Source organism: Clostridium pascui, from assembly GCF_016908015.1.
Classification (GTDB): Bacteria; Bacillota; Clostridia; order Clostridiales; family Clostridiaceae; genus Clostridium_AK; species Clostridium_AK pascui.
Genome location: NZ_JAFBDB010000002.1, coordinates 685,987 through 711,020, shown reverse-complemented (window position 1 = coordinate 711,020; position 25,034 = coordinate 685,987). Strand labels below are relative to the sequence as shown.

Annotated in this window: 24 protein-coding genes; 1 reads left to right on the top strand and 23 read right to left on the bottom strand. The window is 31.2% G+C overall.

Annotated features, from left to right (window positions below; all coding sequences use genetic code 11):
* Window positions 1-49 precede the first annotated feature (49 nt).
* From rpoD to JOC70_RS08470, 3 genes are all read right to left on the bottom strand, one after another.
* Complete coding sequence (rpoD, locus tag JOC70_RS08480) at window positions 50-1,114, bottom strand: RNA polymerase sigma factor RpoD (protein ID WP_204598428.1); 1,065 nt, start codon at window positions 1,112-1,114, stop codon at window positions 50-52.
* A 24-nt stretch (window positions 1,115-1,138) separates the two neighbouring features.
* Complete coding sequence (dnaG, locus tag JOC70_RS08475; RefSeq protein WP_204598427.1) at window positions 1,139-2,905, bottom strand: DNA primase; 1,767 nt, start codon at window positions 2,903-2,905, stop codon at window positions 1,139-1,141.
* A 239-nt stretch (window positions 2,906-3,144) separates the two neighbouring features.
* Window positions 3,145-4,179: a deoxyguanosinetriphosphate triphosphohydrolase gene (locus JOC70_RS08470; protein ID WP_204598426.1), complete on the bottom strand. Its 1,035-nt coding sequence runs from the start codon at window positions 4,177-4,179 to the stop codon at window positions 3,145-3,147.
* A 135-nt stretch (window positions 4,180-4,314) separates the two neighbouring features.
* Here JOC70_RS08470 and JOC70_RS08465 point away from each other — a divergent pair, with 135 nt between their 5' ends.
* On the top strand, window positions 4,315-5,382 hold the full coding sequence (locus tag JOC70_RS08465; protein WP_204598425.1) for a CotS family spore coat protein: 1,068 nt from the start codon (window positions 4,315-4,317) through the stop codon (window positions 5,380-5,382).
* A gap of 42 nt (window positions 5,383-5,424) precedes the next feature.
* On the opposite strand, the gene ppdK is transcribed toward JOC70_RS08465, so the two are convergent.
* The 20 genes from ppdK to grpE form a co-directional block, all read right to left on the bottom strand.
* Window positions 5,425-8,058 carry a pyruvate, phosphate dikinase gene (ppdK, locus tag JOC70_RS08460; RefSeq protein WP_204598424.1) on the bottom strand — a complete coding sequence of 878 codons (2,634 nt, stop codon included), beginning with the start codon at window positions 8,056-8,058 and terminating at the stop codon, window positions 5,425-5,427.
* Window positions 8,059-8,137: 79 nt separating this feature from the next.
* Window positions 8,138-8,773, bottom strand: a complete 636-nt coding sequence (ccpN, locus tag JOC70_RS08455; protein ID WP_204598519.1) for a transcriptional regulator CcpN — start codon at window positions 8,771-8,773, stop codon at window positions 8,138-8,140.
* A 307-nt stretch (window positions 8,774-9,080) separates the two neighbouring features.
* On the bottom strand, window positions 9,081-9,683 hold the full coding sequence (locus JOC70_RS08450) for a DUF4342 domain-containing protein (RefSeq protein WP_204598423.1): 603 nt from the start codon (window positions 9,681-9,683) through the stop codon (window positions 9,081-9,083).
* On the bottom strand, window positions 9,676-10,431 hold the full coding sequence (gene recO / locus JOC70_RS08445; RefSeq protein ID WP_204598518.1) for a DNA repair protein RecO: 756 nt from the start codon (window positions 10,429-10,431) through the stop codon (window positions 9,676-9,678). The genes JOC70_RS08450 and recO overlap by 8 nt, the downstream gene beginning before the upstream one ends.
* A gap of 15 nt (window positions 10,432-10,446) precedes the next feature.
* The gene (gene era, locus JOC70_RS08440) at window positions 10,447-11,328 is read right to left on the bottom strand and encodes a GTPase Era (protein WP_204598422.1); all 882 of its coding nucleotides are present in this window, start codon (window positions 11,326-11,328) and stop codon (window positions 10,447-10,449) included.
* A gap of 10 nt (window positions 11,329-11,338) precedes the next feature.
* Window positions 11,339-11,743: a cytidine deaminase gene (locus tag JOC70_RS08435; RefSeq protein ID WP_423880668.1), complete on the bottom strand. Its 405-nt coding sequence runs from the start codon at window positions 11,741-11,743 to the stop codon at window positions 11,339-11,341.
* Between the two features lie 114 nt (window positions 11,744-11,857).
* Entirely contained in the window at window positions 11,858-12,559 is a 702-nt protein-coding gene (locus JOC70_RS08430; protein ID WP_035308455.1) for a diacylglycerol kinase, read from the bottom strand.
* Window positions 12,560-12,581: 22 nt separating this feature from the next.
* Window positions 12,582-13,082 carry an rRNA maturation RNase YbeY gene (gene ybeY / locus JOC70_RS08425; protein ID WP_204598420.1) on the bottom strand — a complete coding sequence of 167 codons (501 nt, stop codon included), beginning with the start codon at window positions 13,080-13,082 and terminating at the stop codon, window positions 12,582-12,584.
* Window positions 13,079-15,178 carry an HD family phosphohydrolase gene (locus JOC70_RS08420; protein ID WP_204598419.1) on the bottom strand — a complete coding sequence of 700 codons (2,100 nt, stop codon included), beginning with the start codon at window positions 15,176-15,178 and terminating at the stop codon, window positions 13,079-13,081. Before JOC70_RS08420 ends, ybeY begins: the two co-directional genes overlap by 4 nt.
* Window positions 15,179-15,198: 20 nt before the next feature.
* The gene (yqfD, locus tag JOC70_RS08415; RefSeq protein WP_243429072.1) at window positions 15,199-16,344 is read right to left on the bottom strand and encodes a sporulation protein YqfD; all 1,146 of its coding nucleotides are present in this window, start codon (window positions 16,342-16,344) and stop codon (window positions 15,199-15,201) included.
* Window positions 16,337-16,621: a sporulation protein YqfC gene (gene yqfC, locus JOC70_RS08410; protein WP_035308446.1), complete on the bottom strand. Its 285-nt coding sequence runs from the start codon at window positions 16,619-16,621 to the stop codon at window positions 16,337-16,339. The genes yqfD and yqfC overlap by 8 nt, the downstream gene beginning before the upstream one ends.
* A 105-nt stretch (window positions 16,622-16,726) precedes the next feature.
* On the bottom strand, window positions 16,727-17,173 hold the full coding sequence (locus JOC70_RS08405) for a GatB/YqeY domain-containing protein (protein ID WP_207755253.1): 447 nt from the start codon (window positions 17,171-17,173) through the stop codon (window positions 16,727-16,729).
* Window positions 17,174-17,200: 27 nt separating this feature from the next.
* Complete coding sequence (rpsU, locus tag JOC70_RS08400; RefSeq protein ID WP_010292600.1) at window positions 17,201-17,377, bottom strand: 30S ribosomal protein S21; 177 nt, start codon at window positions 17,375-17,377, stop codon at window positions 17,201-17,203.
* 135 nt (window positions 17,378-17,512) lie between these two features.
* On the bottom strand, window positions 17,513-17,857 hold the full coding sequence (locus JOC70_RS08395; protein WP_204598417.1) for a histidine triad nucleotide-binding protein: 345 nt from the start codon (window positions 17,855-17,857) through the stop codon (window positions 17,513-17,515).
* A 131-nt stretch (window positions 17,858-17,988) separates the two neighbouring features.
* Window positions 17,989-19,290: a tRNA (N(6)-L-threonylcarbamoyladenosine(37)-C(2))-methylthiotransferase MtaB gene (gene mtaB / locus JOC70_RS08390; RefSeq protein WP_204598416.1), complete on the bottom strand. Its 1,302-nt coding sequence runs from the start codon at window positions 19,288-19,290 to the stop codon at window positions 17,989-17,991.
* Window positions 19,290-20,042 carry a 16S rRNA (uracil(1498)-N(3))-methyltransferase gene (locus tag JOC70_RS08385; RefSeq protein ID WP_204598415.1) on the bottom strand — a complete coding sequence of 251 codons (753 nt, stop codon included), beginning with the start codon at window positions 20,040-20,042 and terminating at the stop codon, window positions 19,290-19,292. The genes mtaB and JOC70_RS08385 overlap by 1 nt, the downstream gene beginning before the upstream one ends.
* A 12-nt stretch (window positions 20,043-20,054) precedes the next feature.
* Window positions 20,055-21,002 carry a 50S ribosomal protein L11 methyltransferase gene (gene prmA, locus JOC70_RS08380; RefSeq protein ID WP_204598414.1) on the bottom strand — a complete coding sequence of 316 codons (948 nt, stop codon included), beginning with the start codon at window positions 21,000-21,002 and terminating at the stop codon, window positions 20,055-20,057.
* Window positions 21,003-21,224: 222 nt separating this feature from the next.
* Window positions 21,225-22,337, bottom strand: coding sequence for a molecular chaperone DnaJ (dnaJ, locus tag JOC70_RS08375; RefSeq protein ID WP_204598413.1), 1,113 nt, complete (start codon window positions 22,335-22,337; stop codon window positions 21,225-21,227).
* Between the two features lie 137 nt (window positions 22,338-22,474).
* Entirely contained in the window at window positions 22,475-24,322 is a 1,848-nt protein-coding gene (gene dnaK / locus JOC70_RS08370; protein WP_204598412.1) for a molecular chaperone DnaK, read from the bottom strand.
* A gap of 78 nt (window positions 24,323-24,400) precedes the next feature.
* A complete protein-coding gene (gene grpE / locus JOC70_RS08365; RefSeq protein ID WP_204598411.1) occupies window positions 24,401-25,015 on the bottom strand; it encodes a nucleotide exchange factor GrpE in 615 nt (204 codons plus the stop codon).
* Window positions 25,016-25,034 lie beyond the last annotated feature (19 nt).

Genomic DNA, 25,034 nt, shown 5'->3' with positions numbered 1-25,034 from the left:
CTTTCCAACTTTTGAAAGAAATAAAGCACCCTAAGGTGCTTTATTAATATTAATCTAAATAATCCTTTAATTTTTTACTTCTACTTGGATGTCTTAATTTTCTTAAAGCTTTTGCTTCTATTTGTCTTATTCTTTCTCTTGTTACATTAAACTCTTTTCCTACTTCTTCAAGTGTTCTTGCTCTTCCATCATCTAATCCAAATCTAAGCCTTAACACCTTTTCTTCTCTTGGAGTTAATGTATCTAACACATTTATAAGCTGTTCTTTAAGCATTGTAAATGCTGCAGCTTCTGCTGGTGCTGGTGCATCATCATCAGGAATAAAGTCACCTAAATGGCTATCTTCTTCTTCCCCTATTGGTGTTTCAAGAGACACAGGTTCTTGAGCTATTTTCATTATTTCTCTTACTTTATCTACAGGCATTTCCATTTCCTTTGCTACTTCTTCTGGAATTGGTTCCCTTCCTAGTTCTTGTAATAGCTGTCTTGAAACTCTTATTAATTTATTTATAGTTTCTACCATGTGAACTGGTATTCTAATAGTTCTTGCTTGATCAGCTATAGCTCTTGTTATTGCCTGTCTAATCCACCATGTAGCATAGGTACTAAACTTAAAGCCTTTTCTATAATCAAATTTTTCTACAGCTTTTATAAGTCCTAAATTTCCTTCTTGTATAAGATCTAAAAATAGCATACCGCGTCCAACATACCTTTTAGCTATGCTTACTACAAGCCTTAAATTGGCCTCTGCAAGTTTTTTCTTAGCTGCCTGTTCTCCATTTTCTATTCTTTGGGCCAAGTCCATTTCTTCTTCTGAAGACAGTAATGGAACCTTACCTATTTCCTTTAAATACATTCTTACAGGATCATCTATAGCAATACCTTCGGGAATTGATAAATCTAACTCCTCATGTGGCACATCTGCATCTTGTATATCACCTATAACATCTATGCCCATAGATTCTAATACTTCATATATCTTTTCTATTTGTTCAGGACTTAACTCTACATCCTCTAATTCATCCATAACTTCTTTATAGGTTAAGCTCCCGCTTTTTTTCCCTTTTTCAATAAGTTTTTTTACAAGTTGCATCTTTTCATTTTTATCTTTCATTGTATATATGGCCTCCTTCCGCCCTTACTGCAAACCATTTAGCTGCTTCTGAACATTCATAAGTTCTTTAGCGACTTTCATGGATTCAGTTACATTACCATTAGCTTCATATTGTTTTATTCTTGACATTATTTCATTTTTTTTCTCTTCTAGCTTATATCTTTTTATTTCCCGTATACAATCATCTATAAGCAACTTATAATCTATTTCCCCATTGCTTATATCACTTTGAAGTATATTTACCCACTCCTTTATGATTTCAGACTTCTGACTATTTAATTCAACCTTACTTCCTATTTCTTCCAAAGGTAAATTTTCATTTTCTAGTATAGTATTAAATATATATTGATGAGACCCTAATATCATATCCTCTATTTCAATCCTATCCTTAATATAAGAAATTAATTCCCTCTTTTTTATACTTATCCTTATAAGAAGTCTCTCTGCCTTTATATACGTAGGTTCTATATATAATTTATTTCCCAAAATGGATTCAATATTCACTTCTCCTTGATTATTTCCATCCTTTTGGTGCTTTTTATTAACTATTTGATATAAAATTTCTTCACTTAATTTTACCTTAGTTGAAATCTTCTTTATATATTTATCCTTTTCTACTGGATGAAGATTTCTGATTACTTCAGTTGCTTCTTCTGTATATTTTACTACTTCTTGTGAGTTTTGAAAGTTGGTTTTTTCTTCTATCTTATCTAATTTATAATCTACAATTGGAAGAGCATCTTTTATTAAACTTACAAAGGCCTCTCTTCCGTGGTTTTTTAAATACTCATCTGGATCCTTTCCATCTGGAACTATAAGCACCTTAACTTCAAGTCCTTCATCCTTTAAAATATCAAGTCCTCTTAAAGTTGCATTTTGCCCTGCGGCATCTGCATCATATGAAATAATTATTTTATCTACAAATCTCTTCAACAGCTTTGCTTGAGATGGTGTAAGAGCAGTACCTAGTGAAGCTACAGCATAATTTATTCCATATTGATAAAGTGATATACAATCCATATATCCTTCTACAATTATAAGCGTTCTATCCCTAACATCCTTACTTGCAAAATTCAGTCCATATAAATTAGTTCCCTTGTGGAATATTGGAGTCTCAGGCGAATTTAAGTACTTAGGTTTAGAATTATCTAATACTCTTCCTCCAAAACCAATTACTTTATTCCTATAATCAAACACAGGAAATATTATTCTATTTCTAAATCTATCATAAAAAGTTCCTTTTTCACTTTTTATAATGAGCCCCGCGCTTAACATATCGAGTTCTGTATAACCCTTCCCTTTAAGAAATTTAATTAGCGAATCCCAACTCTCTGAGGCATACCCAATACCAAACTTATTTATTATTTGAGTAGTGACACCTCTCTTTGATAAGTACTGCATTGCATTTTTATTTTCTCTTAAATTATAAAAATAAAATCTAGCTGTTTCTACATTTATGTTATACAATTTCAAATTATTTTGTTGTTGTACATTATTGTTACCATGCGTTATAGTTATGTTCGCTTTATCTGCAAGAACCTGTACTGCATCTGTAAATGATATATTTCTGGTTTTCATAACAAAACTTATGACATTCCCAGCTTCACCACAGCCAAAGCACTTGTAGATTTGCTTATCTGGTGTTACAGTAAAGGAAGGAGATTTCTCATTATGGAATGGGCATAACCCAACATAATACTTGCCAGCTCTTTTCAACTTTACTGACTCTCCTATCACTTCTACTATGTCACTAGATTCTTTTACCTTTTGAACGACATCTTCCGATATCAATTATTTATTTCACCTAACCTTTTAATTATAATAAACTTTTATATGGTTTTGCAACAAAATATCCGTTTTATTTTATATATTCGACAAAAAGAATTATAATCCTTCTCCTAAATCAAATATTAGTGTAAGTTTTATATTATATTTATATATTCTGTAAAAATTCAAAATATCCTTCATATTTATATTTTTTATTTTCATTAGACACAAACATTATTTTTCCAATTAACGCGAGTTTTATACTAATAAATTACAATTTTAGGAACATATATTTGATTAAATATAATAAGGCAATAATCATCACTCATTCCTGATATGTAATCTGCAACTCCTCTATACAGTCCTTCTTCTTCTACAATCTTTAAATAAAATTCAGGCATCTTTTCGGGGTATTTTGTATAATATGTAAATACTTGCTTCAATACAAATTTAGCCTTATCTCTTTCTTCTTTTAATATAGATCCCTTATATATCTTTTCAAACATAAACTTTCTAAGTTCTATTAAAGCCTTTTCAACTTCCAAACTTAAACATACTTGTACCTTGTTGCCTTTTATATTATTTAAAGTATTATATACAAGATCTTTTACTAACGTATCTACTCTTTCTCCATGACTTGTTCCAAGAACTTTAAGAAGCTCTGGTGGTATTTCTTCTTCCTTTAAAAGTCCTGCTCTTATAGAATCGTCTATATCATGATTTACATATGCAATTTTGTCACTATATCTTACTACTTGCCCTTCTAATGTAAATGCTTTAGCCCCTTTTTCTGCCTTAGAAAAGCCGCTATGATTCAATATTCCATCTAAAACTTCCTTTGTTAAATTTAATCCTTTTCCCTGTCTTTCAATCTTTGTAAGTACTCTTATACTGTTTTCATTATGTCTAAATCCTCCTGGAAGTAACTCATTTAATACATCTTCACCATTATGTGCAAAAGCTACATGCCCTATATCGTGTCCTAAAGCTATCGCTTCAATAAGATCCTCATTTAAACCTATGGCTTTACCTATGGTTTTTCCTATTTGGGCTACTTCTAAAGTGTGAGTAAGCCTAGTTCTATAGTGGTCACCCCAAGTTTTTATGTATACTTGAGTTTTATGCTTAAGTCTTCTAAAGGACTTACTATGAATTATCCTATCTCTATCTACCATAAAACAAGTTCTTATTTCATCATTATTCTCATCACTTTCCCTCCCTTTGGAGTTTACAGATAACGAAGCCCCCCTTATTAAAATCTTACTTTCATTTTCTTCTATTGTTTCTCTAACTAACATATTCATCACCACTTTTATGTATTCTATAATAATACGCAAAACTCCTTTTATTTTTAGCAATATAGAAATTACTATGTATAATATTAAATTGTAAGTAATATCATTATAATAGATTAATAGATAAGGAGTGTTTATATGCCAAGCATGGCTTCAACATATAGTTATGATTTATTATCCGAAGAAAATATAAAAAAATCCGTACTTCCTTATTATAACCTGGAAAATTGCTCTATTGAGAGGGTAAAATTTAAAGATACAGATAAACAACGAGCCGTTTATAAAGTTTTAGATACAAATAAAAGCTACTGCCTTAAAAAAGTTTACTTTAATAAAGAAGACTTGTTATTTGTATACTCAGCTATAGAATGGCTTTATAGACACAATGTACTTGTTCCTAGAGTACTACCTACATACAATAAAAGTAGGTTTGTAAATTATAATGACATGCTTTTTATATTAACAGATTGGATTGAAGGTCGAAAATGTAGTTATGATGATGACTCAGATACCTTACTTTCTGCCTTAAATCTTGGAAGAATACACAGGTGTACAATAAACTTCAAACCTATCAAAGGAAGCAATTTACGCTCAGAATTTGAAGATATAACTATATCTACCTCTAAACATTTTGGTGATCTTTTAAACTGCTCAAATAAAGCATTTAGGTATAAGGATAATTTTTCAAGATTATTTCTTCAAAATTTTCATGACAACTTTTTACTTGCTAAAACTTCTCTTTCCATATCAAATAGCATAAATTTCAATAACTTAGGTGCTTCCTTATGCCATCTAGATTACGTAAATAAAAATATAATATTTGACAAAAACAACTCAATTTGGGTAATTGATTTTGATAAATGTAAGGTTGACTATTGCGTTCATGATATATCCTATTTTTTAAGAAGAATATTAAAACGCGATAAAACTAGATGGAATTTTGATTTGTGTATAAGATGCTTAAATATGTATGAAAAAATGCGCCCTTTAAATTTAGATGAATATAAATACATTTTATCATATTTAAGTTTTCCACAAAAGTATTGGAAAATTTCCAGAGATTATTATAATAATATAAGAAAATGTAATAAAACTTCTTTCTTTACATTGTTAAAAAAATCTGTAAATAAAACTGAAGAACACTGTGAATTTGTTTATGAATTTGCAAAATATATAGAAGACAAATTTCAAACTACAATAAATTAGAGCTAAGTCCTAAATATTTAGGACTTAGCTCTTTTAATGAGTTTATTTTCTTGGATTTTTCACTTGTGCTTGAGCTGCTGCAAGCCTTGCAACTGGAACTCTATATGGTGAGCAAGATACATAATTTAATCCCGTTTCATGGAAAAATTCCACTGAAGATGGATCTCCTCCATGCTCTCCGCATATTCCAAGCTTTATATCTGGTCTTGTTTTTTTACCTAATTCACAAGCCATTTCTACAAGTTTTCCTACTCCTTTTTGATCTAACTTTTGGAATGGATCAAACTCATATATTTTCTTTTCATAATAATCGTTTAGGAATTTGCCAGCATCATCTCTTGAGAAGCCAAATGACATTTGTGTTAAATCATTTGTTCCAAAGGAGAAGAATTCTGCTTCTTTTGCAATTTCATCTGCAGTTATAACTGCTCTTGGAATTTCTATCATAGTACCCACATGATACTTTAATTCTACTCCTGCTTCATGTATTATAGAATTTGCAACATTTACAACTATATCTTTTACATATTTAAGTTCTTTTACTTCACCTACAAGTGGTATCATTATTTCAGGAACTATATTAAATCCCTTGTCTTTCTTAACTTTTATAGCCGCTTCTATAACCGCTCTTGTTTGCATTTCTGCAATTTCTGGATATGACACACTAAGTCTACATCCTCTGTGACCCATCATTGGATTAAATTCATGTAAAGATTCAACCTTTGATTTCAAAGTTTGGAATGTTATTCCCATATCCTTTGCTAATTCTTCAATATCTTCATCTTCTGTTGGAAGGAATTCATGTAGTGGTGGATCTAAGAATCTTATAGTTACTGGTCTTTCTTCCATAGCCTCATAAATTCCTATAAAGTCTTCTCTTTGCATTGGTAAAAGCTTTTCTAAAGCTTTTCTTCTTTGCTCTTCTGTTTCTGATACTATCATTTCTCTTACCGCTGGAATTCTATCTTCATCAAAGAACATATGCTCTGTTCTACAAAGTCCTATACCTTCTGCTCCAAACTTAACAGCTTGAGCTGCATCTCTTGGAGTATCTGCATTTGCCCTAACTTTCATAGCTCTTATTTCATCTGCCCATGACATAAACGTTCCAAAATATCCGCTTATCTCAGGAGCTACAGTTTTAATAGCCTGACCGTATACATATCCTGTACTTCCGTCTAAGGATATATAATCTCCTTCTTTATACATTTCTCCATTTACTTCAAAGCATCTAGTACTTTCATGTACAACTATTTCTCCACATCCTGCAACACAACAAGTTCCCATACCTCTAGCCACAACTGCAGCATGAGATGTCATACCTCCTCTTACAGTAAGTATACCTTCTGATGCAATCATTCCTTCTATATCTTCGGGGGATGTTTCAACTCTTACAAGCACAACCTTTTCCCCTAATTCGTGATGTGCCTTTGCATCCTCTGCTGTGAAATATACCTTTCCACAAGCTGCTCCTGGAGAAGCTGGAAGTCCTTTAGCTATAACCTTAGCATTTTCTAGTTGATGTGAATCAAAGTTTGGGTGAAGTAATGTATCTAGCTGCTTCGGGTCAACTTTAAGTACAGCTTCTGTTTTAGTTATAAGTCCTTCTTCTACCATTTCAACGGCTATTTTAAGTGCTGCTTGAGCTGTTCTCTTACCATTTCTTGTTTGAAGGAAATATAATTTACCCTGTTCAATAGTAAACTCCATATCCTGCATGTCTTTGTAGTGATTTTCTAATCTATTAGCTATATCCATAAATTCTTTATAGCATTCAGGAAGATCTTCCTGTAATCTAGTTATAGGCTGAGGTGTTCTAATTCCTGCAACAACATCTTCACCTTGAGCATTTATAAGGTATTCACCAAAGATTTCTTTTTCACCAGTAGCAGGATTTCTAGTAAATGCAACCCCTGTACCTGATGTATCTCCCATATTGCCAAATACCATACTTTGAATATTAACTGCTGTACCCCAGCTGCCTGGAATATCATTTAATCTTCTATATACAATAGCTCTTGGATTATCCCATGATCTAAATACTGCAGTTACTGCTTCTATTAACTGAGCCTTAGGATCTTCAGGGAAATCTTCTCCCATTTCTCTTTTATAAAGAGCCTTGTATTTTTTTACTACTTCTTTTAAATCAGATGCTTTTAAATCCGTATCAAACTTAGCTCCTATAGATTGCTTAACCTCATCTAAAATATCTTCAAAATTTCTTTTCTCTATTCCCATAACTACATCAGAAAACATCTGTATAAATCTTCTATAAGAATCATATGCAAATCTTTCATTGTTAGTTAAATTGCTTAAAGCTACTACTGTATTATCATTTAAACCAAGGTTTAAAATTGTATCCATCATACCTGGCATAGAAACTCTTGCTCCAGATCTTACTGATACAAGAAGAGGATTTTCTATGCTTCCAAATTTCTTTCCTGTAATGTTTTCAAGATTTGCCATAGCATTAGAAATTTCATTTACTATTTCATCAGATATTTTTTTGCCATCTTCATAATATCTAGTACAAGCTTCCGTAGAAACTGTAAAACCTTGTGGTACAGGTATACCTAAATTAGTCATCTCTGCTAAATTAGCACCTTTTCCACCAAGTAAGTTTTTCATTGAGGCATTGCCTTCGTTAAACAGGTATACATACTTTTTGCTTTCCATTTATAAACAACCCCTTTTGTATGTTTATTTATCTATTTATTATATTAAAGAGCTTATTAATATACTCCTTAAATTCTTTTTATGAGTTTTCTCCCATTTTCACTAAAAGTTTTGTAATATTAGTTTTTGATATTTTACCAATGATTTTATAAGCTTCTTTTTTATCATTATCATCAACTTTCTTTACAACTGGCAAACTATCTACTTCATGCTCTATAATTTTTATAGCTGCTTCATAAGCACTCTCTTCTTCTTTTACAAATACTATATTAGGCATTCTAGTCATTATAATACCTACAGGTATCTTATGCATGTCAGTTCCTCCCATAGCAGACTTTAAAAAGTCTTTTCTTGAAACTGCACCTACGAGTAACCCATTATTTTCTATAAAAAGTGTACCAACATCATTTAAAAATAAATTTACTATAGCATCATAAACCATTGTAGATTCATTAACAACTACAGGACTTCCCATTACATCCTTTACCTGTATGTTTCTTATGTAATCATAAACCAAACTATAAGAGGGTTTCCTTGAATATATATATCCTACCTTCGGCTTTGCTTCTAAAATTCCTGTCATGGTGAGAATAGCTAAGTCTGGTCTTAATGCTGCTCTGGTAACACTTAGTTTACCTGCAAGCTGTTCACTAGTTATAGGTTCGTGTTCCTTTACTAATTTAATAATTTCTTCTTGTCTTTGTGATAGTTTAATTTATTTCACCCTCTTTCACACATAACCAACAATTATATGTATTATTTCCCTTTAATTCATAAATAGTATAACACTTTTATTTATATGTGTCTATTATTTTTTAATATTTTACGCATTTTGTTTCTATTTGCATATAAATTTGCCATTTAACAAGCTTAAAAAAATCAAAAGATTATAGTTTTATAATTTAGGATACATATATTACAAAGATACTCATTACATAAATTTTACCAAATCTTCATTTTTTATTCAACTGTTTTGCCTTTAAAACTAAAAGTCAGCAGATTTTTTCTGCTGACCTTTTTTATTACTTTTCCTTATTTTCCGAGTTACTTTCCTCGTCAATCTCTTCAAAGTCAACTGTATATGTGTATACATTATTATTTTCATCATTAGTATTACTTTTTTCACCAGTAAATTTATCTTTTACATTTAATGCACTATCTTGTACCTTAGATGCAGCATTTTGAGCCTTTTCTTTTACATCTTCCACAGTGGATTTCAATATTTTATTAACCACCTCAACGGTGCCATCCTTTTTAGTTATTTCTATAGTAATCTGTGTTAAGGCTGCTGCAAATACACCTAATGTAATGAGCGGTGCATAGATTAGACTTGGTATAGCTACTACAAGCCCTGCAGTTACTGGTATATCTAATAATACCTTCTCATCTTTTTTTATTCTTATTCTAGCAACATTACCTTTGCTTATAAGATCTTTTAACCATTTCACAAATTCATCTTTATTAGTATATAAATTTTCCTTTGGAGCTTTTTTACTTTCTTCAATAAATATTAATGCATCTACTACGTTTCCTTCAGACTTTTCTAAGGCTTCTCTTGCTTCAGCATAACTAACTCCAGTTCTATCTCTTACAATATCAATTTTTTCTAAAGTTATTTCACTCACTTTTTTCACTCCTTTTAATAAAGTTTAATGTTTCTAAACTCTTAGGTTTTCTAATATAACTTTGAGCTATAATAGCCCCTAACAATTTTTCAATTTCTTCTTTTAAATTAGAAGGTATTGTAACTCTATAGGATTTTTCCAGTGCTAAATTATTTAGATATTTAATAATATTATAAGCTGCAGGGCTTACCCTCATACCATTTAATTTTGGGCACTTAATACATACCCCCCCAAGATATTGAATACTAATATAATCTGCTGAACTTATAGGCTCTTTACATATCGAACACTTATGTAAATTAAGTCCATATCCTGTAGCTCTTAGTACATTCATTTCAAAGACTCTAGCTAATGTTTCTAAATCACAAGCATTATTCTTCATAAGGTAAAAAGCTGTTACAAGTTCCTTGAAAAGCTCTCTGTTACTTTCTTCCTCAGCCATGCTTATATCTATAAGTTCGCAAAGATATGAAGCATAGGATATAGTATCAAAATCACTTAAAATTCCTTGAAAAGAATCTATAATAGTACCTTCATTTAGTGTATACATACCCTTCCCTCTATAAAGTATATAATCACCATATGTAAATGTTAAAGTATTTGAGAAATACTTACTTCTATTTTTTTTAGCACCTTTAGCTATAGCAGAAACTTTCCCTAGTTTCTCTGTATAAAGCCAGATCAATCTATCTGATTCCTTATAATCTTGAGTTTTAAGTACTAGCGCTCTTGTCTGAAATATAGCCAGAAAATCATCTCCTTGCTATTTATATCCTAGCTCTCTTAATACTGTATTGTTATCTCTCCAGTCCTTTTTAACTCTTACCCAAATTTTCAAGTAAACCTTGCATTGTAAGAATGTTTCTAAGTCCTGTCTAGAGTATTGAGTTATCTTTTTTAACATCTCTCCATTTTTTCCTATTACTATTCCTTTGTGTGAATCTTTTTCACAAAGCATATCTGCATTTATCTCATATGCTCCGTTTTCCTTTTTCTTCATAGTTATAATATCAACACCTATTCCATGAGGTACCTCTTCTGATAAAAGTCTTAATGCTTTTTCTCTAATTGTTTCCGCAACTATAAATCTTTCCTGTTGGTCTGTTATCATATCTTCTGGATAATACATAGGCCCTTCTGGAATGTAATTTTTTACAATTTCCATTAATTTATCTACATTTTTTCCCTTAGCTGCAGAAATAGGTATAATTTCTGCAAACTTAAACTTTTCTGCATAAATTTGTAGCGTCTTCGCCACTCTTTCTTGAGTATTTTCATCTATTTTATTTACTACAAGAAATACAGGCACCTTTGCTGCTTCAAGCTGGTTTAATATATATTCATCTCCCTTTCCAAATTCTCCTTCTGGAGTAGTTAAGAAAAGTACTACATCTACTTCTTTCAAAGCGTCTGTAGCTACATTTACCATATATTCTCCAAGCTTATGTCGTGGTTTATGGATTCCTGGAGTATCCACAAATATTATTTGTGATTCCTTATCTGTAAGGATAGTTTGAATATTGTTTCTTGTAGTTTGTGGTTTACTAGATACAATGGACAGCTTTTCCTCCATTATATAGTTCAACAAAGTTGACTTTCCGACATTAGGTCTTCCTATTATTGTTATAAATCCTGATTTAAACATATATCCTCCTTCATTTGTTGAGGTCTTTTTTAGAAAATGATAATGGGAATATTTCACTAAACTTCTTTATTACAAAGTCATTTTTATTTTTTATTAAAATAACATCTATATCTTCAGATATAAATTCACTAATTACCTGCCTGCATATACCACAAGGCATTGTATAAGTTTCTATATCTCCAATCTCAGCTAAAGCTTTTATTTCTTTCTTGCCTTCAGAAATAGCTTTAAATATAGCTGTTCTTTCTGCACAATTAGTAGCTCCAAAAGATGCGTTTTCTATATTACATCCTGAATATATACTTCCATCTTCCATAAGAACTGCTGCGCCCACCTTAAAGTTAGAGTAAGGTACATATGCAAATTCTCTAGCATTTATAGCTTCTTCAATTAATTTATCATATTCCCCTTTCACTTTCCTCATCCCTCCAATTTCCATCTTAGTCCTTAAACAATTATATCATTTTATTTCATTACAGTTTAATTAATAAAATATTAAATCAATTCCCTTTAATATCTACATACTAGTTTACCCAAAAACCTTAAATAATAACAGAGTAATTAGTGTTCCAAATACCGCTCCTACTATAACTTCTATAATCGAATGTACTTCTGAGTCTACCCTGCTTTGAGCAACAATTATTGCTAAAAAAAAGCTTAAAATTATAGCTTCAACATCTTCAGTTATTAGGGCAATCATAGTTGCTATAGAAAAGGATATAGCACTATGACCACTTGGCATTCCTCCCTTTAACGGAGTGCCCTCACCAAATATAGCTTTTACAATTAAAGTACTTATAAGTACAATAATAAAAATTATAAATATAGTATATGGATTAGAGTTTTTAATTTTATTAATCACCATAAAATTTATATATACAAGTTTGCTCCAAAATATAATATAACCCACTGCTAAAGCATTTATAGCAGTAACTAAAACTGCCCCTGCTGCTACATTTTTTGCAATTTTAGCTAAAGGGTGATAGTAATTGGTTGTAGCATCTATAGAAGCTTCAATAGCAGTATTTATAAGTTCTGCAGTTATTACCATTGTAACTGATAAAAGTATTATTAAAAGCTCTGTCTTACTTATATCATAAAAAAAGCAAATAGTGAGAACTGCAAGAGCTGCTATCATATGTATTCTCATATTTCTTTGGGTTCTTACCGCATATAGTATACCTTCGATTGAATAATTAAAGCTATCTAATAATTTTTTCACACTTTTCATTCAGGCACCTACTTTTAGTATATTATCTTGTTAATTGAAACTTACTCAAAATTTCCTCTTCCCTCTTTCTCATTACCAACTTTTCTTCTTCATCCATATGATCATATCCTAAAAGATGAAGCACAGAATGTATTGTTAAATAACAAGCTTCTCTTAGAAAAGAATGTTCGTATTCTTCGCTTTGTTCCAATGCCTTTTCTAAAGAAAGAACTATGTCTCCAAGTACTAACTTTCCATCATCTAAATATATAGGTGAAAACTTATACCCTTTATATATTTCTTTAAATACCTTCCCATCACTGTACTCAAGCATAGGAAATGAAAGTACATCTGTTTCTTTATCTATTCCTCTATTGTCCAGATTTATTTCTCTTATTTCTTCATTATCTACAAATATAACACTTACTTCGTAATCTATATTTACTTCCTCTTCCTTTAGTGCATAATCTATTATACTTTCTATAGTATTTTGTAGTTCCTTATTTACTTCTACTTTATCTTGACTATTTTCAATATATATCATTTTCTTTTATCACTCCCGTTAATTTTATTATCCCACTTATCTGTAGGGTATTCTATTCTTTGATGATATATGCCCATTAGTACTTTTACAAAGGTTTTCTTTATCTTTTCTATTTCTTTTAAAGTTAAGTCACATTCATCTAATTGACCTTCATTTAATCTTGCTTTAACTATATTGTTTACCATTTCTTCTATTTTCCCTTTAGTTGGCTCGCTTATAGATCTTACCGCTGCCTCAGTACTATCTGCAAGCATTATTATAGCTGCTTCTTTAGTTTGAGGCTTTGGACCCGGGTATCTAAAACTTTCTTCATTAACTTCATCTGGATTTTCACTAGAGTTTTTTGCAGTTAGATAAAAATACTTTACTAATGTTGTACCATGGTGCTGTTTTATTATATCCTGGATAACTGAAGGTATCTTATAATCCTTGGCTAATTCTTCTCCATCCTTTATATGGGAAGTTATTATCAACGTACTTAAATTCGCAGAAATCTTATTATGTGGATTATCATTTCCTATTTGATTTTCCTTAAAGAAATAAGGTCTTTTTATTTTCCCTATATCATGATAATAAGAAGCTACTCTTGCAAGCACTGGATTCCCTCCAACTTCTTCGGCTGCAACTTCAGACAAATTTCCAACCAAAATGCTGTGGTGATAAGTACCAGGAGCCTCCATCAAAAGCCTTTTAAGTAACGGATTATTGGGATTAGAAAGTTCTAGAAGTTTTATAGTGGTAACTATGTCAAACGTACTCTCAAAGAAGGGCAGAAACCCTATAGTAAGTACACCTGAAATTATGCCTCCTGCTAAAGTAAAGAATGCCTTTCTAGCAACCTCTGCTATATTATCACTTAAAAGTAATCCTAAAGAAAACGAAAAAATAACATTTATTACGGCTATATACAATGAACAATATAATATGTCATTTCTTTGTTGCATTTTCCTAAGTATTACAGAGCCAAGTATTGCATTAACTATAGCGAGCAATGTAATTTCAGCATTAAATCCTACAGCACAACTTATAAACACACAGTTAAAACCATTTATTATTAAAGATATTTTCCTATCTACCAATAGCAAAGTAGTAATCATAGGTACAAAGGCAAAAGGAATTAAAAACGGCTGAATATTAAGCGATCTTGCAATAGCAACAGCTAAACAATTCAATATACCAATTAATATAATTTTACTATTATCTTCATATATTTCATTTTTAAACTTATATGCATAAAACCACTGTAAAGACAGTATCAAAAACACAAATATGCCCATATTGATGTATATATACCATTTATGGCTATCCTTAGTGTTAAGCAATCCTAATTTTTCCAAAATGTCTAATTGTGTCTTTGTTACTGGTTCTCCTTCTTTAACTATTGTTTGATCTTTTTTTATAACAATAGGAGGTTTTTTCCTAATTTCCTCCCTAAGCTCTTCAGTTTTTTCTTCATTATAAAAAAAGTTAGGTTTAATTTGCTTATATGCGATTGATATAACTAAATTCTTCAGTATTTTCTTCGGTAGTGTTGAAGAATTTACCTTTACATTTATAAATTCTTGAGCCTTTTTTATATCTTCTTGATTGCTTTTCTGCTTGTTATCACTTATATTTATATTGTCATAAAGCTCCGACATTACGCCAGTTAAAAAACTTTGTATTACTTTAATTTCTTCTTTATTTAAGGATAGTAATGATAAATAATCTTCTTCTTCTAATGTTATCTTGGAAGCAGCCCTTAAATTTTCTACTTTCTCATCGTTTTCATAAGCACTATCCTTCAAGGTATACACATTATTAAGCAATTCATTAATATCACTTAACACTTGAGTTTTAACTTCAGGATTTTTATTATATTGAAGCGGAACCGCTTGTAATGCTTGCTGTATCTTAGTTTTAGTTGCAGCTTCATCTATAATTTCTCTTGGTGCCTTTATATCTACTTTTGCTATATCCCCTTCTTGTAAACTATACTTTTGTGTTACTAATGATGTCACTAATACAGAATATATAAAAATAAAAATACAAAAGAAAATTGCTATTCTATTTGTATTCTTATTCTTATATAAATTTCTTAAATTAATTTTAATCATGAATTACCATCCCTTTGATGTTAATTATTTTTCTCTTGTGATGCAATATTTTCTTCCCCTACAACAAGTACTCTAAGAATTATAAACTCATTTTCTGCTTTCTCTTCTACAATCTCGTCTACTACTTCAGTGTTTTTATCTAAAGATTCTTTAATTTTTTTTATCATTTCTTTAGAATAATTATCTATAACTTTCTTCTTATCGATAGTCTTGTTTTTTTCTTGAATTTCAAAACATTCTTCTGTTATAAAAAAACCTTTTTTATTTACTATTTTATCATAATTTGAAAAGTTATTCATTTCCTTTTTCAAAAATATCTTTTTATTTCCTATTTGCATATATATATTTTTAACTTTATTCCCAGTTCTCTCTTTTATCTTTTCAACAACCGGTATTTTTTTCATATCTTCGTAAAAGGTTCTTGCTATCACATGCCCTTTAGCAGGTACTTGATATATATTTCCTTCCCTTCCTTGTTCCCCTTTTACAAGAAGCTGTCCCTTTTTGACTACATCCCCTCTTTTAACTAAAGCCGTACCCGAAGTAGTATATACTCTTACTACCTCCCCATCTTTTATAGCTACTAAATTACCAGGAGTAGTTTCATGTACAAGCATTGGAGGAGTGGCTCTTTCTGATGCCACAACTTTAAGCACAGACCCCTCTACTCTAACCCTCACCCACAAAATTTCATCATTATCTTTTGTTAACCTTTCTTCTATAATCCCCATATTCAAATTCTTTTTTCTAATTCCTTCTTTTATCCCATAACTTGCAAGTTCTCTTCTGAGTTCATAGGGCGAAAGTCTTTTTTCTGTAACTACGTCTATCTTCCATATAAAGGTAGATAAGTAATATAGTATACAAACAAAAAATATTGTGCCAAAAATTAATGCATTTCTTTTTCTCATTCTTATAAATAAAAATGCTAACCCTTTTCTTTTTATTACCTTTAACTTAGTATGTGTTTTCTTTGATATTTTGTCTAACTTGAGATAATCTTTTAATGAAATCTCTAAAGATACAGTTGTTAAATCTTTTTTTCTTATATTTTTTACTCCTATGTTATTTTTCCAAAGCAGGTTTATAAATTTTTCAATATTTAAGGATTGGGCTTCAATTTCAATGCTACTTCTTTTATAATTTTCTAAATTTATTTTAATCATTTTTTTCATACACTATGGATTTAAATTTTCCTTTAAGGGTTATGGTACTCCCCCCTAAGAAAGGTATTTCAAAATCACTGCCGTATATACACACCAATCCAACCCTTGATTTAATTTTAACCTGCTTTTCATCGAAAACAACTATTCCTTTATGATTTTCTATTATTATTTCATTATCCCCTGTTATTATTATTTTAGGGAAATCCATCACTATATCTCTTGGCAAGTCCAGTTTTTCAGCTAGTTCATTTTTAGTCTTATCTATTCTTTCCTCCATATCTTTCTCCTAAAAATACTTTCATATTAATTTATGAATGTTAAGAGAAGGTTATGATTTATATATGTAAAAAAAGGCTGAGTTACCTCAGCCTTTATGTTAATTCTATTTATTTAGAAGCTCTTTTACTATCTCACTAACAGCTTTCCCGTCTGCTCTACCCTTAGTTTTAGGCACAACTACGGCCATTACTTTGCCCATATCTTTTATACTATTTGCCCCAACTTCTTCAATTACCTGTAAAATGATACCTCTTACTTCTTCATTAGTTAATTGCTGAGGAAGGTAACTTAACAAGATTTCAATTTCTGCTTTTACGCTATCAACTAAATCCTGCCTATTTCCTTTTTCAAATTCAAGCATAGCCTCACGTCTTTGTTTAACTTCTCTAGCTAAAATATCGACGATTTCATCATCTTCAAGAATTCTTCCATCAGTCTTTTCACCTAGTAGTATAGCTGATCTAGCCGTACTAATAGTATTTGCTTTAAATTTGTTACCTGATTTTAAAGCTTCTTTCCAATCCTGTTGTAGTCTTTCTTTTAGGGCCATAATTAGTACCTTCTTTCAAAAGAAATATTACTTAAACTTTCTCTTTCTAGCAGCTTCTGATTTTTTCTTTCTTTTTACGCTTGGCTTTTCATAATGTTCTCTTTTTCTTACTTCAGAAAGAACACCAGCTCTAGCGCATTTTTTCTTAAATCTTCTTAATGCATTTTCTAGTGATTCATTTTCTCCAACTTTTATTTCTGACATTGATCTCCCTCCCTCCGCTATTTCAATTTAATTTAAAAAATTGAACAGGTAATTCGTGGGTCGCATAGCACATATTCTATTATATAATACTATTTAAGATACTGTCAACAATTTCATTTAATGTTTGAAATCTTTTTATCCTGGTGGCCACTGTAGAGTTCTTCCGCCTAACAAATGAAAGTGAATATGTTCTACTGTCTGCCCTCCATCTTTTCCACAGTTAGTAACAACTCTATATCCTCTATCAGCTAAATCAAGCTTTTGCGCTATATCTTTTACTGTCATAAATATATGAGATATTATTTCGCTATTTTCTTTTGTAAGATCATTTACGTTTTCTATATGATTTTTGGGAATTATAATCACGTGCACTGGCGCTTCGGGGCTAATATCTTTAAATGCTAAAACCTTGTCATCTTCATATACCTTTTGTGAAGGCACTTCACCTTTTACTATTTTGCAAAATATACAGTTCTCCATTATTTCACCTCCTGCATGATTTACATGATTTGCATGATTTATAGAAATCTTTGATTTCGTCATAAATCAGCACATCTCAAGTACTTGAGATGCTTCCTTATAGTTAAATGTTACATTTATTATATCTCAATCTACATAATATTTCCAATAATATATTCATCTTTTACTTCAATAATTTTTGTATCTAATATTTTTTCATCTATCTGAACTTCAGATTTTGATATTACCTTTATATAATTTGGGGTGTATCCCTCATATAAATCATCATTTCCATTAAATTTTTGCTCATAAAGAACTTTGAAATTCACTCCAATAAACTTCTCCATAAATTCTTTTTCATTTTGTCTATTTAATTCTATTAGTTTAGCACTTCTTTCATCTTTTATAGTTCCATCTACTTGGTTTGGCATGTGCTCTGCCTTAGTTCCCGTTCTTGGACTAAACTTAAATATATGCATCTTTGAAAGCTTAATTTCACTTAAAAACTCATACGTCTTATTAAATTCTTCTTCCGTTTCTCCTGGAAATCCTACTATTATGTCAGTAGTTATAGAAACATCAGCTATGGACTTTCTTAATCCTTCAACTATATCCTTATACTCTTTAATAGTATATTTTCTATTCATTCTTTTTAAAGTTTCATCACATCCACTTTGAAGAGATAAATGAAAATGAGGGCAAAGCTTATTTAACTTAGAAAGTCTTTCTATTATACCTTCTGTGAAAAATTGAGGATCTATAGATCCTATTCTCACTCTTTCTATTCCGTCTACTTTATCAATTTCTTCTAATAATTTAACTAAATTCCAACCTTCACCAATATCATCTCCATAACAAGCTATATGTATACCAGATAAAATAACTTCTTTAAATCCATGATTTGCAAGTCTATGTACTTCTTCCATTACCTTTTCGGGATTTTTACTGCATACCGCGCCTCTAGCAAATGGAATTAAGCAATATGAACAAAATCTATTACATCCATCTTGAATCTTTAAAAAAGCTCTTGTTTTATCTTGATATTCTTCTATATTTAATTCTTCAAATATATTATTTCTGAGAACATCAGCTACTTCTACAATTTGACTTTTCTTATCTAAAAATTTTCCTACAAGTTCTGCTACTTCGCCCTTATTTCTAGTCCCTACTACTATATCTACTCCTGGAATCTCAGCCACCTTATCTGGTGCAATTTGAGAATAACATCCAGCAACTACTATAACAGCTTCTTCATTAAGTCTTCTAGCCCTACTTATCATTTGACGGGATTTTTTATCTCCCATATTTGTAACAGTGCATGTGTTTATAACATATACGTCGGCGCACTCATCAAAGTTTACTAAATCATATCCCGATTTCATGAATTTTTCTGTCATAGCTTCTGTTTCATATTGATTTACTCTACAACCTAAGGTAGTAAATGCAACTCTCATTAAATATTTCCTCCTAAATCTCCTAATTCATACATAATTAAAGATGCGGCTACAAACCCTGCTGTTTCAGTTCTAAGTATTCTAGGTCCTAGTGTCACTATAAAAGCACCCATATTCTTTAGCTTTTCTATTTCACTTTCCTCAAATCCGCCCTCTGGTCCTATTACAATACCTACATTTTTAACTTCATCTTTAATTATGCTATCTACTACTTTTCTTACTCCGTATCCTTTTTCATTTTCATAAGGCACTATAACTAAATCCATGTCTTTTAACTCAGCTAATGCTTCATCAAATTCTATGGGTTCTCTTACTTCTGGAATAATAGTCCTCTTACTTTGCTTTGCTGCCTCTAATGCAATTCTTACCCATCTATCTACCTTTTTAAATTGTCCAATTTCCCCTTTTACAACTACTCTATCTGTAATTATAGGCGTTATTTCCTTTATGCCAAGCTCACAATTCTTTTGTACTATTAAATCCATTTTAGTAGATTTAGGCAGTCCTTGAAATAAAAAAATGTTAATAGGTGCTTCATTATTTATAGAAAGCTTTTCTTTAATCTTTACTATTACTTGACTTTTATTTACTTCCTCTACTATACCTAAATATTCTTCTCCATTACAATTATTAATGCTTACTTCTTCTCCTGCCTCAAGCCTTAATACTTTATATATATGCTTCACATCTTCTCCTTCAATTACAGCCTGATGCATATTTACATTTTCTTTAGGAACAAAAAACTTATGCAAATTCAACACTCCTTAGTTACATTTTGCAACAATACAAACCCATTCTCCCTCAGTATTTTCTTCTATTATTTCAAATCCACTTGACTTTAACTTATTTATTACATCTTGCTTTCTATCTTTGATTATGCCAGATGAAATGAAATATCCATCCTTCTCTATAAAACTCTTCACCTCATCAGTTAAAAATATTATAATATCTGCTATTATATTAGCAACTACTATATTTGCTTTTCCATTAACTACATCCATCAAATTTCCATGAAGTATTTCTATATTATCTACTTTGTTAAATGATATATTTTCTTTCGCAGATTTTACAGCTACAGGATCTAAATCAACACCTATAACCTTATTAGCCTTAAGTTTTGCTGCGGCAATAGCAAGTATTCCAGACCCTGTTCCTATGTCAAATACCGTTGAATCCTCTTTAACATACTTTTCTAATGCCTTCACGCACATGCGCGTGGTTTCGTGAGTACCTGTACCAAATGCCATACCTGGATCTAAATCTATAACTAATTCTTCTGGGCTTGCCTTATATTCTTCCCATATAGGCCTTACTACTACTTTTTGTCCTATTTTTGTAGGCTTATAATATTTCTTCCAGTTATTTTCCCAATCAGCTTCATTTACTTTAGTTACAGTAACTATTCCCTTTCCCTTGTCTATTCCATATGTATGTAAATTGCCTATACTTTCTTTTATGTATGATATATATTCTTCAAAACTTTCATCATCTTTATAATACCCTTTAATTACAACGCCATCTTTTACAATAAGCAATGTCTCATCAAAATAATCCCAATCTCCAGGATGATTTTTCTTATATTCTATATCTTCAGGGTCCTCAATTGAAACTCCCTTTACTCCTGTATTATACATTATTCCAGCCACTGCTTCCGTAGCTTCACTGCTAGTTATAATGCTTACCTCTAACCAATCCTTATCTTCATTATGCATAATAAAATACCCTCCAATTTTTATTCTCCTAAATTACTTATCAATTATACATTATTGACCTACTTTTTTAAAGTAAACAGTCTTTAAAAAAATGCGAAGCATTTTTTTAACAATCAGTATGCCAGTAGCCAGTTACCAGTTACGGAGGTTTTGCAATGCAAAACAACATTTTTCTGGTCACTGAATACTGGTCACTGGTTACTAAAAATCGCTTCGCAATTTTTATTTAAAAAATTTCTTTAAAAACCCTTCTTTTTCAGAACTCTTTATTTCACCGCTAGCTTCCATATAAGCAACTAGTGCTTCCTTCTGCTTTTGATTTAGGGATTTAGGTATATCAACTACTACATTTACGTATTGATCTCCCCTTCCTCTTCCATTTACATGCGGAACTCCTTTTCCTTTTAGTCTAAATACCGTACCTGGCTGAGTTCCTGCTGGAACAGTATACTTAACCTCTCCATCAATAGTTTTCACCTTAAGTTCTGTTCCAAGTGAAGCCTTGCCAAAACTTATATGTGTATCCACATATATGTCATCTCCCTTTCTTTTAAAGAACGAATGTGGCATTACCCTTATTGCAACATATAAGTCTCCTGGAGGCCCGCCATTTACCCCTGCTTCTCCTTGTCCTCTTATAGGAATAACATTCCCAGTATCAACTCCAGCTGGTATATTAACTTTTATTTTTTTAGATTTTCTTAATATACCCCTACCTTTACATTCTGGACATGGATCTGTAACTACAGTTCCTTTACCATTACATTCATCACAAGTATTTACACTTACAAAACTTCCAAGTGGAGTATTTCTTTGCACCTTAACTTGACCAGTGCCTCCACACTTAGTACAAGTTTTAGAATGACTCCCTGGTTTAGAACCACTACCCTTACAAGTTTCACAAGTCTCACTCTTTGTTATATTTATTTCTTTTTCTATTCCAGTCATTGCTTCTTCAAAAGTTAAATTTATAGCATATTCTACATCGTCACCCTTTTGAGGTCCATTTCTTCTTCTACCTCCACCAAAGCCTCCAAAAAATGAATCAAATATGTCTCCAAAGCCTCCAAAACCTGAAAAATCAAAGCCAGATGGATCAAATCCTCCTCCATTAAAGTCTGTAGTTCCAAATTGATCATATTGAGCTTTCTTTTGTGGGTCCGAGAGTACTTGATATGCTTCATTTATTTCTTTAAACTTTTCTTCAGCTTCTTTATCTCCCTGATTTTTATCAGGATGATATTTTATTGCTAGTTTTCTAAAAGCTTTCTTTATATCTTCTTCACTTGCACCTTTTTGAAGTCCTAGTATTTCATAAAAATCTTTTTTAGCCATATCTTTACCACCTTTAATGAATTGAAATATCGAAATTAAAAATTTCCATAAATCATGTAACATAAATATTCAGATGGAGAATACTCCCCATCTGAATTAAATTACAATTTACTTTTATATTATATGTCAATTATATACTATTTGTCATCTTCTACTTTATAATCTGCATCTACTACATTATCATCTTTAGGACCATTTGCTCCAGCACCTGGATTTCCTCCAGCCATATTTGGATCAAATCCAGCACCTTCTGCGCCTTGATACATCTTAGATGAAACTGCATAAAACGCTTGTGTTAATTCTTCAGTAGCCTTTTTAATTGCTTCTAAATCTTCTTTTTCTTTAACTTCTTTTAAAGCATTAAGCTTTGCTTCTATATTAGATTTATCTTCTGCTGAAACCTTATCTCCTAAATCAGCTAATGCTTTTTCAGTTTGATACGCCATTTGGTCCGCATTATTTCTAACTTCAATAGATTCTTTTCTCCTCTTATCTTCTTCTTCGTATTGTTTTGCTTCATTAACTGCTTTATTTATTTCATCTTCTGATAAATTAGTTGAAGCCGTAATTGTAATGTTAGCTTCTTTTCCTGTTCCCTTATCCTTAGCAGAAACATTAACTATACCATTAGCATCTATATCAAATGTAACTTCTATTTGTGGGATTCCTCTTGGAGCTGGTGCTATTCCTGAAAGCGTAAATCTTCCAAGAGTCTTATTGTCTCCTGCCATTTGTCTTTCCCCTTGAACTACGTGGATTTCAACAGAGGTTTGACTATCAGCAGCTGTAGAGAATACCTGACTCTTTCTTGTTGGAATAGTTGTATTTCTTTCTATTAATGCAGTTGCTACTCCACCTAGAGTTTCAATTCCAAGTGTTAATGGAGTAACATCAAGAAGTAATACATCTTTCACATCTCCAGTTAAAACTCCAGCCTGTATAGCTGCACCAACTGCTACGCATTCATCTGGGTTTACTCCCTTAGAAGGTTCTTTTCCAGTAAAGTTTTTAACAGCTTCCTGAACAGCTGGTATTCTTGTAGATCCACCTACAAGTATTACCTTGTCAACGTCCCCTATGCTTAATCCAGCATCACTTAGGGCTTTTCTCATTGGTTCTATAGTAGCATCTACTAAATCATGAGTTAATTCGTTAAATTTAGCTCTTGTTAAATTCATATCTATATGCTTTGGACCAGTTGCATCAGCAGTGATAAATGGTAAGTTTATATTAGTTTGCATTGATGAGGATAATTCTATCTTTGCTTTTTCTGCTGCTTCCTTTAATCTTTGAAGAGCCATTTTATCATTTCTTAAGTCTATACCATATTCTGCCTTAAATGTATCTGCTATATGATTCATAACTCTTTCATCAAAGTCATCACCACCAAGTTTTGTGTTACCATTAGTGGATTTAACCTCAAATACCCCATCACCAAGTTCAAGTATAGATACATCAAATGTACCGCCACCTAAATCATAAACAAATATTCTATGATTTTTATCCATCTTATCAAGACCATATGCTAAAGCTGCAGCTGTTGGTTCATTTATTATTCTTAAAACTTCAAGTCCAGCTATTTTCCCTGCATCTTTAGTTGCCTGTCTTTGACTATCATTAAAATATGCAGGCACTGTAATTACCGCCTGTGATACTTTCTCTCCTAAATATGCTTCAGCATCTGCTTTTAACTTTTGAAGCACCATAGCTGAAATTTCTTGAGGAGTATGGTCTTTTCCATCTATATTAACCTTATGATTTGTTCCCATATGTCTTTTTATAGAAATTATAGTTTTATCAGGATTTGTTATAGCCTGTCTTTTAGCCACCTGTCCTACTAGTCTTTCTCCATTAGCTTGAAAAGATACAACTGATGGTGTTGTTCTAGCTCCTTCTGCGTTTGTTATAACTACAGGCTCTCCACCTTCCATAACTGCTACACAAGAGTTTGTAGTTCCTAAGTCTATACCTATTACCTTTGCCATAGTATTTTTTACCTCCTTATAAATCAAACAATATAATATTTTTATATATGAATATTAAATAGAATTTCTATTTAAATTTTAATTAACAACTTTTACCATGCTGTGTCTTATTACTTTGTCTCCTCTTTTATATCCCTTTTGAAATACTTCAACTATTTCATTATTGCCATAATTCTCGTCTTGTATATGCATTACAGCTTCATGATAATTAGGGTCAAATCCATTATCTATACTGATTTCATCCACACCTAGCTTTTCAAGTGATCCTTTAAATTGCTTTAGTGTCATTTCAACACCCTTCTTTAAATCTTCAAAACTTCCCTCAGCACTTACAGCTCTTTCTAAATTATCAAGTACTGGAAGCATATATTTTAAAACATCGCTGCAAGCATCTGTATATATTCCTTCTTTTTCTTTAGAAGTTCTTTTTCTGTAATTATCATATTCTGCTATTGTTCTTAAAAGTCTTTCTTTGAATGTTTCTAATTCACTACTTAATTTATTATTCTCATTTAAAATGTTAGAATTCTTTTCTTTCAATTCTTCTATACTTTCCCCTTCAAATTCTTCGTCAATTTCCTCAAATTCCTTATCTTCTTTTATTTCAGCTTCTTCTAAGGATTCATCTATTTTCATATCTTCTGAAAATACCTTATCTTCATTATTAAAATCCTCTTTTTTAATTTCTTCCATTTGACTGCCTCCGTTTCTT

What these genes read in the sequence shown, in the direction of transcription:
- rpoD (WP_204598428.1), bottom strand. Translation starts at nt 1,114, where the DNA reads ATGAAAGATAAAAATGAAAAGATGCAACTTGTAAAAAAACTTATTGAA.
- JOC70_RS08470 (WP_204598426.1), bottom strand. Translation starts at nt 4,179, where the DNA reads ATGTTAGTTAGAGAAACAATAGAAGAAAATGAAAGTAAGATTTTAATA.
- JOC70_RS08465 (WP_204598425.1), top strand. Translation starts at nt 4,315, where the DNA reads ATGCCAAGCATGGCTTCAACATATAGTTATGATTTATTATCCGAAGAA.
- ppdK (WP_204598424.1), bottom strand. Translation starts at nt 8,058, where the DNA reads ATGGAAAGCAAAAAGTATGTATACCTGTTTAACGAAGGCAATGCCTCA.
- era (WP_204598422.1), bottom strand. Translation starts at nt 11,328, where the DNA reads ATGTTTAAATCAGGATTTATAACAATAATAGGAAGACCTAATGTCGGA.
- JOC70_RS08430 (WP_035308455.1), bottom strand. Translation starts at nt 12,559, where the DNA reads ATGAAAAGTGTGAAAAAATTATTAGATAGCTTTAATTATTCAATCGAA.
- ybeY (WP_204598420.1), bottom strand. Translation starts at nt 13,082, where the DNA reads ATGATATATATTGAAAATAGTCAAGATAAAGTAGAAGTAAATAAGGAA.
- JOC70_RS08420 (WP_204598419.1), bottom strand. Translation starts at nt 15,178, where the DNA reads ATGATTAAAATTAATTTAAGAAATTTATATAAGAATAAGAATACAAAT.
- yqfD (WP_243429072.1), bottom strand. Translation starts at nt 16,344, where the DNA reads ATGATTAAAATAAATTTAGAAAATTATAAAAGAAGTAGCATTGAAATT.
- yqfC (WP_035308446.1), bottom strand. Translation starts at nt 16,621, where the DNA reads ATGGAGGAAAGAATAGATAAGACTAAAAATGAACTAGCTGAAAAACTG.
- JOC70_RS08405 (WP_207755253.1), bottom strand. Translation starts at nt 17,173, where the DNA reads ATGGCCCTAAAAGAAAGACTACAACAGGATTGGAAAGAAGCTTTAAAA.
- rpsU (WP_010292600.1), bottom strand. Translation starts at nt 17,377, where the DNA reads ATGTCAGAAATAAAAGTTGGAGAAAATGAATCACTAGAAAATGCATTA.
- JOC70_RS08395 (WP_204598417.1), bottom strand. Translation starts at nt 17,857, where the DNA reads ATGGAGAACTGTATATTTTGCAAAATAGTAAAAGGTGAAGTGCCTTCA.
- mtaB (WP_204598416.1), bottom strand. Translation starts at nt 19,290, where the DNA reads ATGAGAGTTGCATTTACTACCTTAGGTTGTAGAGTAAATCAATATGAA.
- prmA (WP_204598414.1), bottom strand. Translation starts at nt 21,002, where the DNA reads ATGCATAATGAAGATAAGGATTGGTTAGAGGTAAGCATTATAACTAGC.
- dnaJ (WP_204598413.1), bottom strand. Translation starts at nt 22,337, where the DNA reads ATGGCTAAAAAAGATTTTTATGAAATACTAGGACTTCAAAAAGGTGCA.
- dnaK (WP_204598412.1), bottom strand. Translation starts at nt 24,322, where the DNA reads ATGGCAAAGGTAATAGGTATAGACTTAGGAACTACAAACTCTTGTGTA.
- grpE (WP_204598411.1), bottom strand. Translation starts at nt 25,015, where the DNA reads ATGGAAGAAATTAAAAAAGAGGATTTTAATAATGAAGATAAGGTATTT.